13 protein-coding genes are annotated in these 16113 nt (G+C 70.1%); 10 read left to right on the forward strand and 3 right to left on the reverse strand.

Translation table 11 applies throughout. The features are described from left to right. Positions 1 to 37: 37 nt before the first annotated feature. Positions 38 to 1087 (forward strand): LacI family DNA-binding transcriptional regulator, encoded by a 1050-nt coding sequence (locus MRBLMI12_RS13825; RefSeq protein WP_363357004.1) that lies wholly within the window; start codon positions 38 to 40, stop codon positions 1085 to 1087. 54 nt (positions 1088 to 1141) lie between these two features. On the opposite strand, the gene MRBLMI12_RS13830 is transcribed toward MRBLMI12_RS13825, so the two are convergent. Then, positions 1142 to 2818, reverse strand: a complete 1677-nt coding sequence (locus MRBLMI12_RS13830) for a glycoside hydrolase family 32 protein (RefSeq protein ID WP_363357005.1) — start codon at positions 2816 to 2818, stop codon at positions 1142 to 1144. Between the two features lie 117 nt (positions 2819 to 2935). Beyond that, the gene (locus MRBLMI12_RS13835) at positions 2936 to 4552 is read right to left on the reverse strand and encodes a glycoside hydrolase family 68 protein (RefSeq protein WP_363357006.1); all 1617 of its coding nucleotides are present in this window, start codon (positions 4550 to 4552) and stop codon (positions 2936 to 2938) included. A gap of 195 nt (positions 4553 to 4747) precedes the next feature. On the opposite strand from MRBLMI12_RS13835, the gene MRBLMI12_RS13840 reads away from it, so the two are divergent. The 8 genes from MRBLMI12_RS13840 to MRBLMI12_RS13875 all read left to right on the forward strand — a co-directional run bounded on the left by MRBLMI12_RS13840 (position 4748) and on the right by MRBLMI12_RS13875 (position 14216). After that, entirely contained in the window at positions 4748 to 5833 is a 1086-nt protein-coding gene (locus tag MRBLMI12_RS13840) for a LacI family DNA-binding transcriptional regulator (protein WP_349426444.1), read from the forward strand. 41 nt (positions 5834 to 5874) lie between these two features. Beyond that, a complete protein-coding gene (locus MRBLMI12_RS13845) occupies positions 5875 to 7164 on the forward strand; it encodes a sugar ABC transporter substrate-binding protein (protein WP_363357007.1) in 1290 nt (429 codons plus the stop codon). Positions 7165 to 7222: 58 nt separating this feature from the next. After that, positions 7223 to 8164: a carbohydrate ABC transporter permease gene (locus tag MRBLMI12_RS13850; RefSeq protein WP_363357008.1), complete on the forward strand. Its 942-nt coding sequence runs from the start codon at positions 7223 to 7225 to the stop codon at positions 8162 to 8164. Between the two features lie 3 nt (positions 8165 to 8167). Next, the gene (locus MRBLMI12_RS13855; RefSeq protein ID WP_363357009.1) at positions 8168 to 9121 is read left to right on the forward strand and encodes a carbohydrate ABC transporter permease; all 954 of its coding nucleotides are present in this window, start codon (positions 8168 to 8170) and stop codon (positions 9119 to 9121) included. Further along, positions 9118 to 10062 (forward strand): carbohydrate kinase family protein, encoded by a 945-nt coding sequence (locus MRBLMI12_RS13860; protein ID WP_363357010.1) that lies wholly within the window; start codon positions 9118 to 9120, stop codon positions 10060 to 10062. Before MRBLMI12_RS13855 ends, MRBLMI12_RS13860 begins: the two co-directional genes overlap by 4 nt. A gap of 107 nt (positions 10063 to 10169) precedes the next feature. Then, positions 10170 to 11138, forward strand: coding sequence for a glycosyl hydrolase family 32 (locus MRBLMI12_RS13865; protein WP_363357012.1), 969 nt, complete (start codon positions 10170 to 10172; stop codon positions 11136 to 11138). A gap of 79 nt (positions 11139 to 11217) precedes the next feature. Further along, the gene (locus tag MRBLMI12_RS13870) at positions 11218 to 13248 is read left to right on the forward strand and encodes a glycoside hydrolase family 32 protein (RefSeq protein ID WP_363357013.1); all 2031 of its coding nucleotides are present in this window, start codon (positions 11218 to 11220) and stop codon (positions 13246 to 13248) included. 206 nt (positions 13249 to 13454) lie between these two features. Next, positions 13455 to 14216 (forward strand): hypothetical protein, encoded by a 762-nt coding sequence (locus tag MRBLMI12_RS13875; protein WP_363357014.1) that lies wholly within the window; start codon positions 13455 to 13457, stop codon positions 14214 to 14216. Between the two features lie 61 nt (positions 14217 to 14277). On the opposite strand, the gene MRBLMI12_RS13880 is transcribed toward MRBLMI12_RS13875, so the two are convergent. Further along, complete coding sequence (locus MRBLMI12_RS13880; RefSeq protein ID WP_363357015.1) at positions 14278 to 15222, reverse strand: Ppx/GppA phosphatase family protein; 945 nt, start codon at positions 15220 to 15222, stop codon at positions 14278 to 14280. 165 nt (positions 15223 to 15387) lie between these two features. Here MRBLMI12_RS13880 and MRBLMI12_RS13885 point away from each other — a divergent pair, with 165 nt between their 5' ends. Beyond that, positions 15388 to 16113 (forward strand): hypothetical protein, encoded by a 726-nt coding sequence (locus MRBLMI12_RS13885; RefSeq protein WP_363357016.1) that lies wholly within the window; start codon positions 15388 to 15390, stop codon positions 16111 to 16113.

A 16113-nucleotide genomic window follows, 5' to 3' on the forward strand; every position in this document is an offset into this window, starting at 1 on the left:
CACTCGTCGGGAGCCCCGCTCGGCCTAACCTGGAGCCATGGGGAACCGCTCGACGACCGGAGGCGGCCGCCCGCGCGTCAGCGATGTGGCGGCGGCGGCAGGCGTCTCACCGACGACGGTCTCGCACGCCCTCAGCGGCGCCCGCGCCGTCAACGCCGAGACGAAGGAGCGGATCCTCGCGGTGGCGCGCGAGCTCGGCTACGTTCCCGACCGGGTGGCGAGCGGCCTGCGCCGACGCCGCACCGGGGTCGTCGGCCTGATCGGCGACGACCTCGCCGCGACGCCGTTCGCCGGCCGCATCATCGAGGGCGCCCGGCGCGCGGGGCTCGAACGGGACGTGCTGCTCATGGTGGCCGAGAGCGGGGGAGATGCCGAGGCCGAGCGCGATCTCGTCTCGCGATTCCTCGCCCAGCGCGTCGACGGCCTGCTCATCGCCCGGATGTACCACCAGCGCGTGGATCGTCCCGCCGTACCCGACGACGTGCCGGTGGTGCTTGTCGATGCGGCGCCGGAGCCCGGCTGGCAGGTGGATGCCGTCGTGCCCGACGAGGCGCAGATCGCGACGCTCGCGTGCGAGAGGCTCACCCGGGAAGGCCACCGCGAGATCGCCTACGTCGGCACGACCGACGAGTCGCGGGCTGCGCGCGGACGCCTGATCGGCGTGCGCTCGGCTCTGGGAGATGCCGGCATCGCCCTCGACGAGGGCAGACTCGATTTCTGCGCCTCGAACGCTGCCGGGGGTCGTGAGGCGGGCGGACGCCTGCTCGACCAGACCCGTCCGCCGACCGCGATCATCTGCTTCAACGACCAGATCGCCATGGGAGTGATGCAGGCCGCCGCACGACGCGGGATCCCCGTGCCGGCGGGGCTCTCGGTGGTCGGCATCGACGACCTGCGCCCGGTCGCCGATGCCCTGGACCCCGGGCTCACGACGGTCGCGCTGCCCCACGACGAGATCGGACGGTGGGGGATGACGCGGCTGCTGGACCGGATAGACGGCACCGCACCGCCCGTCGGCGACGGCGTGCACCAGCTGCGGGGCTGGCTCGTCGAGCGCGGCTCCGTCGCCGCGCCCGCCGTCCGCTGACTCGCGCGCCGCGCGCTAGCCGCGACCGCCGTCCGCTGACCCGCGCGCCGCGTGCTAGCCGCGACCGGTCTGGCCGCGACCGGTCCGCTCGACGGGCGCGACGCGCAGGGGAGTGAGGCTCGCGTCGGTGACGCTCACCGCACCATCCGCCCCCTCGATGCGCAGTCCGCGCTCGCCTGCCGATCCGAAGGTCGCCATCGTCAGCGCGACGGCCCCGTCGCCGGCGAACACCTCGACCGACGCCGCATCCACGACGATGTCGAGCTCCACCCGGCCGTCGACCGGTGCGACGCGCGCCGTGCGCACCTCGCGGTACGCCTCCGGCATCCCTTCGGCGACCGCGTCCGCGTCGCGCGTCACGAACGCGACCCCCGCAGCGAAGTCGTAGCCGACGGTGGCGAACGTGCCGTCGCCGGTGAGCACCTTCACGCGGAGTTCGCCGGTGTCGTCGGCCGCCTCGGACGCGGTGAGCCTCAGCCGATAGGCGCCCGACGCCGGCGCGTCGACCTCGACCGCGGTCTCGGCGTCCACCTGCGCGTCCGCGAGCGCCTGGCGCTCTCCGGCCAGCGCGTCCAGCTCCGGTGCCGGCGTCGAATGCAGCGTGGCGCCAGCACCGTTCGCGCGCAGCGAGATCGTCCGCACGAGGGAGTCCGAGCCGCCGTGCCAGTCTTCGCCCGGCAGGCTGCCGGCATAGGCCCAGTTGTTCATCCAGCCGATGCCGTACCGCGACGCCAGACGGTCCTCGCCCTCGAGGCGGGGGTCGTCCCATGTGACGGCGGCGTAGTAGTCGGGTCCGTGATCCAGCCACTGGTGCCCGGTTCCGTCGGCCGTGAAGCGCTCGCCGTCCCACTGACCGACCCAGTACGCGGTGCCGGTCGTCATACCCTCCGCCGCGCCGTTGGCACCGGCCGCGAGCACCCAGCGCACGTCGTCGGGATCCCCGTTCACCGACATCGGGAACAGGTCGGGGCACTCGAGCACGCCGAGCCCGGCGGTCGGGAAGTCCGAGGCGTAGGTCCACTCGCGCAGGTTCGCCGAGGTGTAGAAGCCGATCCGGTGGTGCTCGGCCAGCGCCATCACCCAGCGCCCGGAGGCGTCGTCCCAGAACACGCGCGGGTCCCGCCAGTCCGCGACGCCGGGGTTGTCCATCACCGGGTTGCCGTCGTACGACTCGAAGCTGTACCCGCCGTCGCGCGAGAAGAAGAGCGACTGCCGCTGCACGCCGTCCACCTGCTGGGTGACGAGGGCGATCACCGCACCTGCGCCGAACCCGGCGGTGCCGTGCTCGTCGACCACCGCCGTGCCGGTCCAGATGTCGCCCAGGCCGTTGGCGTACTTCTCGATCGCCACGCCTTCGTCCTGCCAGTGCACGAGGTCGGTCGAGGTCGCGTGGTACCACGCCGTGCCGTTCCCGTCGGGGTAGTCCGCGTTGTACAGGTAGTAGTAGTGCCACACGCCGTCGAGGAGGAACGGCTTCTGCGGATCGTTCATCCAGTTCTCGCCGGGCGTGATGTGGATCCCCGGCCGATGCGGCGACCAGTCCGCCGGCCGCTCGCCCGCACCCGCCGACGGTGCCGTCGGTGTGGGCCGAACCCCGGGGCTGCCTTCCGACGGCCTCAGCAGGGTGACCGCCGTTCCGAGCACGAGAGCGACCACCGCGATGGCCGCTGCCGCCCAGAGCAGGGCGCGCCGCCAGGGGAACGTGGTCTGGGCATCGTGTGCGTCGTGCATCGCGGGTTCCTTCCGGATCGGGCGGGCAGAGAATGTCGGGCAAGCGGGGCGAGACGGAGCGGGACGGATGCCTCGGCACGAGGCCGTGCCGAGGCATCCGTTCTTGCGCAGTTCGGGTCAGCGCAGCGGCTTCTGCTTGCCCGCGGAGTTGACGTTGATGTTCGCCGGGATGTCGGCGTAGCCGCCGAGCCCGCCGTCCCCGTACGAGTAGTCGACCGCCGACGAGGCGCCGTCGATGTCGATCTTGACCGTCGGTGCGAGAGTGCCGCCGCGGCGGAAGTCGCCCTCGGTGCCGATCGTGTCGATGAACGACTGCACCAGTCCACCGGGCATGACGTAGTGCGAGTACGCCTGGAAGTGCCCGATCGGCTGGTTGAAGTCCGGCGCGAACGGCTGCCCGCCGGCGAAGTTCAGGTTCGTCGGGTTGCCGAGCGCGAGGCCCGAGCCGGCGTTCATCGGCTGGTAGTCGCTGCGGATGCCGTCGCCGACGAAGCCGTAGACGCCCTCAGGCCCATCGATGCCGTTCGCGAACGTGCCGCGGTGGCTGATGGTGAAGAGGTAGTACTTGCCGTCCTTCATGTAGATCTGCGGACGCTCGGTCTGATCCGTGACGCAGTTCGCCGACAGGATGGGCGGCAGGAACTCCCACTCGGTGAGGTCCTCGTTCTTCGCCTTCGCGAGACCGACGTTGCCGATCTGATACGTGGCGCCCGAGGCGTTCACCTGCTCGACCGTCTCTGCGAAGGGATCCCCCTCGCGGTAGCCGAGGTCCTCTTCGTTGCACGTCGCGCTCTCGCGGGGCATGGCGGAGTTGCCTTCGAAGACCATGAAGGTCTCACCCGGGTGCGCCGGGTCCTCGAACGTGAACGGGTCGCGGAAGTTGAAGAACTCGTTCTGCGCACCGGTCTGGTAGTAGGTGCCGTCGGCCTGCAGCAGGTCGGTGACCTCGTCGAATCCGGTCAGCTTCACGCCGTTCTTGTTGGCGTGCACCTTGCCGACGCTCAGCGCGATGCGCGGGTCGTAGGGCTTGCGGTTGCTGCCGTCCTCGTTGCGGTAGAACGCGACATCCGTGAAGAACAGCTTGATCTCGCCGCTCTTCGAGATGCGCGCCGAACCCGACCACTGGGTCTGGTGGCTGTACGACTGGTCGGGGAAGATCTGGCCGGTCACGCCCTCGTCGAAGACGAGGCCGCCGTATGTCCAGCCGCCGTTCTCCGGACGCTCGTCGGCGGGGACGCCGGCCGGGCGATAGAAGTAGCCGATCTTCGCGAACACGTGCCGCTCGTCGAACACCAGGTTGCGGTCGGCCACGAGCGAGAAGATGATCTCCTGGCCGTTGACGCTGTACTGGTTGGCGTCCTCGTCGGTCAGCGGCCAGGAATCCCAGACCCAGACCTCTTCATTGCTCATGTCGGGGAAGTCCTGCGGAACCGCGGGCATCGTGAGCTCGGCGGGCATCGAGTTCTGCTTCGAGCCCGCAGTCGGGTCGGACAGGCGCTTGAGCTGCCGCGCGTCCGCCCGGGTCCACTTGGCAGTGAAGTCGTCCTCAGGGGCAAAGGCCTCCTGAGTGTGGACGGTCGGTTCGGGTCCGTCCTGGAGGTCGGGCAGCGCTGCTGCGGTGACGGGACCGACGGCGGCAGCGGCCGGCAGTCCGACCAGTGCCGATACCGCGATGGCGGCAGCGGTGACGCCGCCGGTCAGGATGCGCCTGACGCGCTTCGGGGGAGTGTTCATTTCTGGAGCTCCTTCGAGATCGAGCGATGCAAATCGATTTGCATCGCCTATTCATAGTGACACGGGATGGCGGATCGCGCATGTCGGCCGTTCGGGGGACACGGGCTTCAGAGACATGGCGCTTGACGCGACGCCGCTCGTCGGTTCATAATCGACCCGTTCGATAAATCGATTTATCACAACGGAGTGCACAACATGGCGAGGGCCCGGATCTCAGACGTTGCGGCGGCAGCCGGCGTCTCGGTGACCACGGTCTCGCTCGTCATGAACGATGTGGAGTCGCGCATCTCGGAGGAGACGAGGATTCGCGTCCGCGAAGCTGCGCGCGCGATCGGATACGCGCCGAGCTCCGTCGCCCGCGGGCTGCGCACGCAGCAGACCCGCACGGTCGGCCTCATCTCCGACCAGATCGCGACGACTCCGTTCGCCGGGGACATGCTCGCCGGGGCGCAGGACGCCGCGCGAGCGAACGGCCACCTCGTCTTCCTCATCGACACCGGCGGCGACAGTGCGATCGAAGCCGACGCGATCCGCGCGCTCACCGCCCAGCAGGTCGACGCGCTCATCTACGCGTGCATGTGGCATCAGGTGGTCCCCGCTCCGGCCGGACTGCCCGCCGGGGCGGTCTTCCTCGACTGCCGGCCCGAGAACGGCGGCTTCCGCTCCGTCGTCCCCGACGATCGCGCCGGGGGCGCGGCGGCCGTGCGCGAACTGGTCGCCGCGGGGCATCGGCGCATCGCCTACATCGACACCGACGACACTCCCATCGCGTCCACCCTGCGCCACGAGGGCTATCTCGAAGTGCTCGCCGAGAACGGCATCCCCGTCGATCCGGCGCTCCACGTTCACGGCGAGACGACCGCCCGCGGCGGGCGCGCCGCCTTCGAACAGCTGCTCGAGCTCCCCGAGGAGCAGCGCCCCACCGCGATCTTCTGCTTCAACGACCGCATGGCCGTCGGCGTGTACATCGCCGCGCACCGCCGCGGCCTCGACATCCCGCGGGATCTCTCGATCGTCGGCTACGACGATCAGCAGCTCATCGCCGCGGAACAGGATCCCCCCCTCACCACCATCGCCCTGCCCCATTACGACATGGGCCGCTGGGCGATGGAGGTCGCGCTCGGCGTCCGCGCAGAGGGGGACGAGGACGCCACGCACCTCATGGAGTGTCCCGTCATCCGACGAGACTCCGTAGGCCCGCCGCCGGCGCAAGTCGCCAAACCGAACCGGCGACGGGCTTCACACACCGAGAGGCCGCCACAGGCGGCCACCGATCGGTGACCCACGCGGGCGTGAGTCACCAAGAAAAGGAAACCACAACAATGCGCACAAGGACCCCGATCCTCGTGTCCGCGGGGCTGGTCACGGCGATCGCCTTGACCGGCTGCGGGCAGGCCGGTCAAGGAGACGACACGACCGCGGACGGCCGCACACAGCTGACGATGTGGACCCACTCGGCGGGAAACCCCGCCGAGCTCGAGGTCTACGAGCAGATCATCTCCGACTTCAACGACTCGCAGGACGAGTACGAGGTCGTCCACGAGTCGTTCCCGCAGGGCGCCTACAACGACGCGATCGTCGCGGCCGCGGCATCCGGAGATCTTCCCTGCCTTCTCGACCTCGACGGGCCGATCATGCCCAACTGGGCGTGGGCCGGGTACCTGCAGCCGCTCGAGCTGCCGACCGAGCTCACCGACTCGCTGCTGCCCACCGCGGTCGGTGTCTGGGAGGACGAGATCTACTCGGCAGGGTACTGGGATGCCGCGCTCGCCATCTTCGCGCGGGAGTCGGTGCTCGAGGGCAATGGCATCCGCATCCCGACGATGGAGGAGCCGTGGACGGCCGACGAGTTCGGCGCCGCTCTGGCGACGCTGAAGGATGCCGGCTACGAGACCCCGATCGACATCGGCGCCGAGGACACCGGCGAGTGGTGGCCGTACGCGTACTCGCCGTTCCTGCAGAGCTTCGGCGGCGACCTCATCGACCGCTCGACCATGCTCACCGCCGACGGCGCGCTCAACGGACCTGAGGCGGTCGCGTGGGGCGAGTGGTTCGCCGGTCTCTTCGCCGACGGCTACGCCGACAACAGCGGGACCGTGGGCAACCAGGAGTTCGTCGACGACGAGGTGGCGCTCAGCTACACGGGCGTCTGGAACGCCGTCGCCGCGCTCGACGCGGTCGGCGACGACCTGCTCATCCTGCCCCCGCCGGACCTCGGCAACGGCCCGAAGATCGGCGGCGGCTCGTGGCAGTGGGGCATCTCGTCGGAGTGCAACGACGCCGACGGCGCTCGTGAGTACCTCGAGTTCAGCTTCCAGGACGAGTACATCACCGAGTTCGCCGACAAGCAGGTCGTGATCCCCGCCACCGAGGCGGCCGCGCAGGCGTCGGAGTACTTCGGCGACGACGGCGCCCTGCGCCCGTTCGTCGAGTTCTCGCAGGAGTACGCGGTGCTGCGTCCCGAGACGCCCGCCTATGCGGTGATCTCGGCCACGTTCGAGACGGCCGCGAAGGACATCATGAGCGGCGCCGACGTGCAGGAGACGCTCGATCGCGCCGTGTCGGACATCGACGCGAACATCGCGTCGAACGACGGGTACGGCTTCCAGTGATCCGCCGCGCCGGCGGGGGCCTCATGCCCCCGCCGGCGCATCCTCAGAGAGACCTGCCATGACTGTCACTCCACCGACGGTCGCCGCCGAAGAACCTCGGCGCGAACTCCGTCGCTTCCGCTCCATCAAGGGGCGCGAGACCTGGGCCGGACTCGGGATGATCGCCCCCGCCGGCATCCTCCTGGTCCTGTTCCTCATCATCCCCGTGATCCTCGCCTTCACGCTGTCGTTCACGAACGCGCGGCTCATCTCGCCCAACCCCCCGCGCTTCGTGGGGATGGACAACTTCGTCCGCGCGTTCACCGCCGACCCGCTCTTCGTCCAGTCCGTCGGCAACACGGCCGTCTTCGCGCTGGTGGTCGTGCCCGTGCAGGCAGCCCTCGGGCTGCTGCTGGCGGTGCTCGTCAACCGGCGCATGCGCGGGGTCACCGCCTTCCGCGTGATCTTCTTCATCCCGGTCGTCACCTCGATCGTCGTGGTGTCGATCCTGTGGAAGTTCATGTACCAGCAGGACGGCCTCATCAACTCGATGATCGACGCCCTCACCTTCGGCCTCTGGTCGGGCGCCGACTGGCTGAACGATCCGCAGACCGCGCTCGGCGCGATCATCTTCATGTCGATCTGGCAGGCCGTCGGATTCCACATGATCATCTGGCTCTCGGGTCTGCAGACGATTCCCGAAGAGCTCTACGAGGCCGCCAGGATGGACGGCGCGAGCCCGTGGCGCCAGTTCACGAACGTCACCTGGCCGGGCCTTCGCCCGACGATGGTGTTCGTGCTCGTCACGATCACGATCGCAGCCCTCGGCCTCTTCGTGCAGGTCGACGTGATGACCCAGGGCGGCCCGCAGGGCTCGACCTCCACGATCGTCTTCCACGCCGTACGGAAGGGCTACGAGCAGCAGGAGATCGGCTACGCCGCCGCGATCTCGCTCATCTTCTTCGTCGCCGTGCTGATCATCGCGCTCATCCAGCGCCGGCTGACGCGAGAGAAGGACTGACCCATGTCCGAGACCCGAACCCTCACCACGGCGCGTGACGTGCGTCGCCCGTCGCCGCCGGCGCGCCCCGTTCGCAGCGAGAAGTCGCATCGACTGCGCGGGAAGATCCTCCTGTACATCGCGATGTCGCTGTTCGGCATGCTGTTCCTGTTCCCGCTCGTGTTCATGTTCGTCTCGAGCCTCAAGCCCGACGCGCAGATCCTGCAGGACGTCGATTCGGTGAACGCGTTCCTCCCCACCGGAGACATCAGCCTCGACAACTACTTCGGGGTCTTCGATCGCGTGCCCGTCGCGCAGTTCCTGTTCAACTCCGTGTTCGTCACCGTCCTCACCGTCGGACTCGGTCTCATCGTCAACTCGATGGCGGGCTTCGCGCTGTCGCGACTGCAGTGGAAGGGGCGCATCGTCGTCCTGGCCGTCGTGATCGCCACGCTCATCGTGCCGTTCGAGACGATCGCGGTGCCGATGGTCTACTGGGTGGCGCAGCTGCCGACCCTCGTGATCGAGGGCGGGGTGCTCAAGTACGACTTCGGCTGGCTCAACACCTACGAGGTGCAGATCGTGCCGTTCATCGCGAACGCGTTCTCGATCTTCCTGTTCACGCAGTACTTCTCGACGATCCCGAAGTCGCTCGACGAGGCGGCCCGGATCGACGGGGCCAGCTGGTTCACCATCTACCGCCGCATCCTCGTGCCGCTGTCGGGCCCGGCGTTCGCGACGGTCGCGATCCTGACCTTCCTGCCCGCCTGGAACCAGTACCTGTGGCCGCTCATGGTGGTGCAGAAGGAGGAGCTGCGGCCCGTCATGGTCGGCATGCAGTACTTCTTCCAGCTGAACACCGCGTGGGGCGAAGTGATGGCGTACACGTCGCTCATCACGCTGCCGGTCCTGATCGTGTTCCTGATCTTCCAGCGCGCGTTCGTGAGCAGCATCGCAGCGAGCGGGGTGAAGGGATGAGCACGGATGCCGCTCCGCACGTCGTCGTGGTCGGCGAGTCCCTGGTCGACATCGTGCACCGCGCCGGCGGGGCGGTCGACGAGGCGCCGGGCGGCAGCCCCGCGAACGTCGCGCTGACGCTCGGTCGCCTCGGCCGCGCTCCGATCCTCGTCACGCGACTCGCCGACGACGACCGGGGACGCCGTGTGCGCCGCTGGCTCGAGCAGTCCGGGGTGGCCGTCGACGCCGTCGCCGCCCCGCGGACGTCGACCGCCACTGCGGTGCTCGACGCGAGCGGGGCCGCGACGTACACGTTCGATCTGGAGTGGGATCTCGGCGACGAGGTCGCCCGACTCGCAGAGGACGTGTTCGGCTCGGCCGACCTCGTGCACGTCGGGTCGGTCGGCGCCGTCCTCGAACCCGGCGCCGGTCAGGTCGCCGCGCTCGTGCGCGCGGTGCACGGCCGCGCGATCATCACGTACGACCCCAATATCCGCCCGTCGCTCGTCCGCGACCCGCAGGCGGTCCGCACCCGCGTGGACGAGCTCATCGGCATCGCCGATGTCGTGAAGACCAGCGACGAGGACGTGCAGTGGCTGCACCCCGGTCGGGATGCGATCGCGGTGGCGCGTGAGTGGGTGATCGGCGGTCCTGCCCTGGTCGTGGTCACGCGCGGCGCCGAGGGAGCGATCGCGGTGACGGCGGATGCCGAGGTCGTGGTTCCCGCCGTGACGACCGATGTCGTCGACACGGTGGGCGCCGGCGACACCTTCATGGGCGCCCTGATCGACGGGCTTCTCGCTCGAGAGGTGGGCCCCGGGCTGCGGACGCCGGGCGGCGGCATCCGTCCCGACGAACTCGAGGCGCTGCTGCGCCGCTCTGCCGAGGCCGCCGCGATCACCGTGTCGCGACCGGGCGCCGACCCGCCGCGGCGGGAGGAGCTGCTCGCGCGGATCGCGTGACGCGGACCGACCGACACTCCTGCCTCTCGGCGACTCTCGCTTCCGGCTGTCCAGCCGACCACTTCACCCGGCGCGCTGTCTCGCGCCCGACTCGAAAGGCTCCTGCATTGTTCGACCTCCCCGGCTCCTGGGTATGGGACTTCTGGTTCGCCGACGACGGCGACCGCTACCACCTGTTCTTCCTCTACGCCTCGCGCGCGCTCCATGATCCGGATGCCCGCCACCACCGCGCGGCGATCGGCCACGCGGTCTCGACCGACCTCGTCGAGTGGACGCAGGTCGCGGACGCGCTCGTGCACAGCGACGCTCCGGCCTTCGACGAGCTCGCGACCTGGACCGGGTCGGTGGTGCGGCATCCGGACGGCACGTGGTTCCTGTTCTACACGGGTGCCTCGCTCGCCGCCGACGGCCGGAATGTGCAGCGGATCGGCTACGCCACGTCGTCCGACCTGCTCGTCTGGACCAAGGCGGACGGGCCGGTGCTCGAAGCACGCGAGCCCTGGTACGAGAAGCTCGCGAGCGGCGCCTGGCACGATGAGGCTTTCCGCGACCCCTGGGTGTTCGCTGACCCGGACGGCGACGGGTGGCACATGCTGCTCACCGCTCGCGCGCCCGAGGGGCCCGTCGCCGGCCGGGGCGTGGTGGGTCACGCCTGGTCGCCCGACCTGCGCACGTGGGAGCTGCGGGCACCGCTGACCGTGCCGAGCGAGCACGGGTTCGGGCAGCTGGAGGTGCTGCAGGCCGAGGTCGTCGACGGGCAGCCGGTGCTGATCTTCTCGTGCCTCGCCGAGCACGCCACCGACGCGCGGCGCGACGCCGGCGGAGGCACGTGGGCGGTGCCGGCGAAGAGCCTGCTCGGCCCGTTCGACGTGGACGCCGCGTACCCCTTGACGGACGAGCGGCTCTACGTCGGGCGTCTGCTGCGACGCCGCTCGGACGGACAGTGGCTCCTCTTCGCCTTCCGGAACGCCGGCGAAGATGGGGCGTTCGTCGGGGGCGTCACCGATCCCATGCCCGTGGAGTGGCGCGGAGGGCGGCTCGTGCAGCGCGCCACCGAGGCGGTGGCGAGCGCCTGACACAGATCGGGCCGGCACCCCGCGGGCGGGTGCCGGTCCAGCCCGCGATCGCGGGGTGCGACGCCCGCACGGAGAAGGGATGACGATGGTGTCAGACGCAGGACGAGGGCGGGTGCGGCTGGCTGCCGGCGCGCTCGCCGTGATCGGTATCGGCGTGGCAGGCGGACTGGTGGGCGGATCGCAGGCGGACGCGGCCGGGGCCGCCGACCCGGATGACGACTACCGCGCGCAGTACCACTTCACGGTGCCGGACCACTGGAAGAACGACCCGCAGCGGCCGGTCTACGTCGACGGCAGATTCCACTACTACTACCTGTACAACGGCGACTACAACGCCGATCCGACGGCGAACTTCGGCACGGAATGGCGGCTGGCGACCTCCTACGACGGCGTCGTCTTCGCCGATCAGGGCGTCGCAGCGCCCAAGAAGACCAATGCCAACTACGACCTCTGGTCGGGGTCCGCGGTCGTCGATCACGCGAATACCGCCGGGTTCGGCGCGGGCGCGGTCGTGATGCTCGTCACGCAGATGGATCATCCGACCCTCGCCCAGCAGGCGAACGCGTCCGGCCCGCAAGCCCAGTTCCTCTGGTACTCGACGGACGGCGGCCGGAACTTCCAGCCGTACGGCGAGGCGCCCGTCATCCCCAACGAAGGCCGGGCGGACTTCCGCGATCCGAAGGTCGTCTGGGACGCCGAGCGGGGCCGCTGGGTGGCGCTGATCGCGGAGCGCGATCGCGTCAGCTTCTACACCTCGCCGGATCTGAAGACCTGGTCGCGCGTCTGGGAGTACGTGAACCCGGGCATCGGCACCATCGAGTGCCCGGACCTCTTCCAGATCCGGGCCGACGACGGCTCCCTCACGTGGGTGTTCGGTGTGAGCGCGAACGGCTATGCGACGAACGAGCCGGCGACCTTCGCGTACTGGACGGGCTCGTTCGACGGCACGTCGTTCGCCTTCGACCAGGCAGCCCCGCAATGGCTCGACCACGGATTCGACTGGTACGGGGCGGTGACGTGGGAGGACCCGGCGGCGCCGCTGGACCGGCGGTACGCCGTCGGTTGGATGAACAACTGGGACTACGCGCACTCGACGCCGACGTGGGAGTCCGACGGGTTCAACGGCACCGACTCCATCACGCGGGAGATCCGGCTCAAGCGTTACGGGTCGACTCTCAGCCTGGTCTCCCAGCCGGTCGCCGCGCTGGCGAACATCGCCACGGCGCGCGCCGACCTCGGCGACGTCACCGTGGACGGGTTTCTGCCCCTCGCGTACGAGGGGGACGCCTACCAGGTGGAGGCGGACGTGACATGGCAGACCGCATCCAACATCGGGCTGCAGCTGCGACGATCCGCCGACGGGACCCGGCACGCCGACGTCGGTGTGACGGAGACCTACGCGTACCTCAACCGCGGCCAGACCGGCTATCCGGCGGGCACCTGGAAGTCCGAGAGCCGCACTCCCTTCTCGAACGACGACGGCCGCGTGCGCCTGCGGATACTCGTGGACCGGACCACCATCGAGGTCTTCGTCGACGACGGCCGCTACGTGCACTCGAGTCAGGTGTTCGCGCCGCCGGGCGACGACGGCATCGCACTGTACTCGGCGGGCGGGCCGGCCACGTTCCACGACCTGACGATCACGGAGTTCGGCAGCGTCGCACAGCGGCCGGCGCAGCTCATCGGAGACTTCGAAGGGGCCACGTGGGGAGCGGGGTGGACGGCGACCGGCAGCTTCGCGGCGGCCGCTCCCTCAGCCTCGAGCCTGGTCGGACAGGTCGGGGCGCAAGTCGCCGACACCTTCGCGGGCGGAGGAGACCCGGCGACCGGCGCGATCACCTCGCCGCCCTTCACCGTCGACCGGAACTTCCTCCACTTCCTGGTCGGCGGGGGCGATCATCCGCTGGGCGTGGAGCCGGCGACGTCGGTGCAGCTGCTCGTCGACGGTCAGCCCGTTCGCACCGCGACCGGCGAGGACTCGGCGCGCCTGCGCCCGGTGGAGTGGGATGTGAGGGAGTTCGCCGGACGGACGGCGCAGATCCAGATCCTCGACGATGCCACCGGCGAGTGGGGACACGTGATGGTGGATCAGTTCCTCCTCAGCGATTGACACGTCGACTTGAGACATGAGACTCAGAGTCTCTAGAGTGGCCAACGTGCTCGACCCTGGGGGGAACGAGCACGGGTGATCCGTCGACGGCCCCAGGCTGTCGTGCGGAGGACCAGGTCGGTGCCGGGTTGTGGGGACCCGGCACCGCGGTCCTCCCCGCGCGCCGCGGGGCCCACAACCTGCCGCGTGCCAGCGATAATCGAAGGGTGCAGGATCCCGGACCCCGATCACGCCGACCCGCGGGTGAGACGCGGGCGCTCATGCTCGACGCCGCCGTCGAGCGTGTCAAGGCGGAGGGCCTGCTGCTCGACTACGCGAACATCGAGCTCGAGGATCTGATCCGCGCCGCCGGCGTACCGCGGTCCACGGTCTTCCGCATCTGGCCCGACCGCGCGGCCTTCGTCGCGGACCTCGTCCGTGCCCTCTTCGAGGCTGATCCCGGATTCGACACCGGCTTCGACGGCGAGACGCTGCAGCTCATCGAGCGGGCGCTGGCTGAGAGCTCCGACGCCGCGAACACTCCGGCGGGGCGGCAGGCTGCGTTGCGCGAGGTGCTGCGCGTCGCTGTCGCGCACAACATGGCGTCCGTGGAGGACACGGTCGCCTGGAGCGTCTACCGCACGATCTCAGCGGCGCTCTCCAGTGGTGACGCGGTGCCGGGCGGGGAAGGCATCCGCGTGCAGATCGCGGAGATCGTCGAGCGGTACCTGGATCGCATGGCCGAGGTCTACCGCGGGCTCAACGCCGCGTTCGGGCTGCGCATGCGGGCGGGCGTCACCGAGCACGATCTCGCCGTCGCCGTGATGGCGATGATCGACGGGATGGGCGACCACCGCCGCATCAACCCCGCGATGATCGAAACTCCGCGCACGGTCGCGCTCGGCGAGGAGGACGCGCGCGAGTGGCATCTCGCCGGCATTGCCGTCGCGGGGATCTACTCGGCGTTCACCGAGGCCGTCGACGCGTGATCGCGGGCTGGCCGGCCGCTGCCGGCTGGGCGTGGCCGCCGGTTCAGGCGACCGGCCGGCGTCACGCCGACGGCGCGCTCCAGCTGAGCGACTCGATGTAGCGCAGCAGCACGCCCTCGCGCAGCGCCCACGGCGAGACCTCGAGCTCGTCGACGTCGAGGGCGCGCATCGCCTCGTGGAGCACGACCGCGCCGGCGACGATCTGGAACGTCCGGTCGGGAGTGATCCCCGGCAGCTCCTGCCGGGCCGACGCGGGGATGCGCGCGAGCCGCGGAATCCACGAGCCGAGCGCGGCGCGGGGCAGCAGCATCCGTTCGATCCCCGACCAGCCGGGTGCGGGATACCCGACGAGCTTCGCGAGCGAGCGGATCGCCTTCGACGAGCCCACCACGTGATCCGGACGGGCCAGTCTGCCGAACGATGCGGCGACCGGGGCGAGCGTCGCGCGCGCGTGCGCACGCAGCTGCTCGACCGCCGCCTCGCCCGGCGGGTCGTCGGGAAGGAACTGGATCGTCATGCGCCCGGCGCCGAGGGGGACGGATGCCGCCGCCTCGGGCAGCTCGTCGGGCCCCGCGGCGATCTCGAGCGAGCCGCCGCCGATGTCGAAGAGGAGGATCTGCCCCGCGGCCCAGCCGAACCAGCGGCGGACGGCCAGGAACGTGTACCGCGCCTCGGTCTCGCCGCCCAGCACCTGGAGCGGCTGGCCCAGCGCCTCCTCGATGAGCGCGATGACCTCGGGGCCGTTCTTCGCCTCGCGGACGGCCGAGGTCGCCGTCGCGAGCAGCTCGTCGACGCGTTCGGCCGCGGCAACTTTTCGCGCCTCGGTCACCGCGGCGACGAGCGCCGTGACCCCCTCGTTCGTGATCGAGCCGTCCGGGGCCAGATAGCGCATCAGGCGCAGCACCGTGCGCTGGCTCGTCGTCGCGAGCGGCCGGCCGCCGGGGCGGACATCGGCGACGAGCAGGTGGACGGTGTTCGAGCCGATGTCGAGGACTCCGAGGCGCACGCGTCTCAGGCTAGCGGTGTTCCACACGGAGTAACGCGGCGGAAACACGACGTCCGGCGGCGGCGAAACATCGCGTCAATAGCGTCGCATCGCTCGCGAAGCGCGAGATCCCCACACAGGCAGCCTCCAGGAGGTCCGGTGCAGTCACCACCCAGCAACACGAAAATGAAGAAGAGGGCCCCGTACGTGATCGCGGGCGGCGCAGCGGTCGCCGCGGCCGCGATCATCGGCGGGTTCCTCGCCATCCCCGCCGTCAGCGGCGCGACCGGCGCGGTCGCCTCCGAGTCCGGCGAGGTCGCCGTCGTCACCGACAAGCCCGAGCTGGGCGCGGCGCGCGACCCGCTCAGCGAGGCCGAGCTCAGCTACGCCCTGCACCTGGCGACGAGTGACTCCAGCATTCCGGAGGATGTCACGTCCGTCGACGGCTCCGAGTCGCCGCAGGTGCTGTCGGTCGATGTCGCCACTCGCGATGTCGACAACGGCGACCGCATCGTCGACGTCGTGCTCTACGACTACTCGTCGAACAAGACGTTCGTGCAGGCCGTCGACCTCACCGACGGCACCGTCGAGAGCACGTCGCGCGAGGGCGTCCAGCCGCCGCCGAGCGCGGACGAGGTCGACTTCGCGTTCACGACGTTCCTCGCGGATGAGGCAGCAAGCGCCGCGGTGAAAGCAGAGTTCGTCGAGATCACGGGTGCGCAGCTCGAGTCGATCGATCAGCTCGGCGTCTCGGGCGGCGCGTTCGTGCCCGACGCCGGGTCGCTCGGCGGCGAGGCGTGCGCGCTCGATCGATGCGTCGAGATGCAGTTCCGGGTCCCCGGCGGCGGCTACCTCGACACCACGGCGTTCGTCGTCGACCTGTCCACCCGCTCCGTGATCGGCATCCGATGA

Source organism: Microbacterium sp. LMI12-1-1.1, assembly GCF_040676455.1.
Classification (GTDB): Bacteria; Actinomycetota; Actinomycetes; order Actinomycetales; family Microbacteriaceae; genus Microbacterium.

What these genes read in the sequence shown, in the direction of transcription:
- MRBLMI12_RS13850 (WP_363357008.1), top strand. Translation starts at nt 7,223, where the DNA reads ATGACTGTCACTCCACCGACGGTCGCCGCCGAAGAACCTCGGCGCGAA.
- MRBLMI12_RS13860 (WP_363357010.1), top strand. Translation starts at nt 9,118, where the DNA reads ATGAGCACGGATGCCGCTCCGCACGTCGTCGTGGTCGGCGAGTCCCTG.
- MRBLMI12_RS13855 (WP_363357009.1), top strand. Translation starts at nt 8,168, where the DNA reads ATGTCCGAGACCCGAACCCTCACCACGGCGCGTGACGTGCGTCGCCCG.
- MRBLMI12_RS13845 (WP_363357007.1), top strand. Translation starts at nt 5,875, where the DNA reads ATGCGCACAAGGACCCCGATCCTCGTGTCCGCGGGGCTGGTCACGGCG.
- MRBLMI12_RS13835 (WP_363357006.1), bottom strand. Translation starts at nt 4,552, where the DNA reads ATGAACACTCCCCCGAAGCGCGTCAGGCGCATCCTGACCGGCGGCGTC.
- MRBLMI12_RS13830 (WP_363357005.1), bottom strand. Translation starts at nt 2,818, where the DNA reads ATGCACGACGCACACGATGCCCAGACCACGTTCCCCTGGCGGCGCGCC.
- MRBLMI12_RS13840 (WP_349426444.1), top strand. Translation starts at nt 4,748, where the DNA reads ATGGCGAGGGCCCGGATCTCAGACGTTGCGGCGGCAGCCGGCGTCTCG.
- MRBLMI12_RS13870 (WP_363357013.1), top strand. Translation starts at nt 11,218, where the DNA reads ATGACGATGGTGTCAGACGCAGGACGAGGGCGGGTGCGGCTGGCTGCC.
- MRBLMI12_RS13825 (WP_363357004.1), top strand. Translation starts at nt 38, where the DNA reads ATGGGGAACCGCTCGACGACCGGAGGCGGCCGCCCGCGCGTCAGCGAT.
- MRBLMI12_RS13885 (WP_363357016.1), top strand. Translation starts at nt 15,388, where the DNA reads ATGAAGAAGAGGGCCCCGTACGTGATCGCGGGCGGCGCAGCGGTCGCC.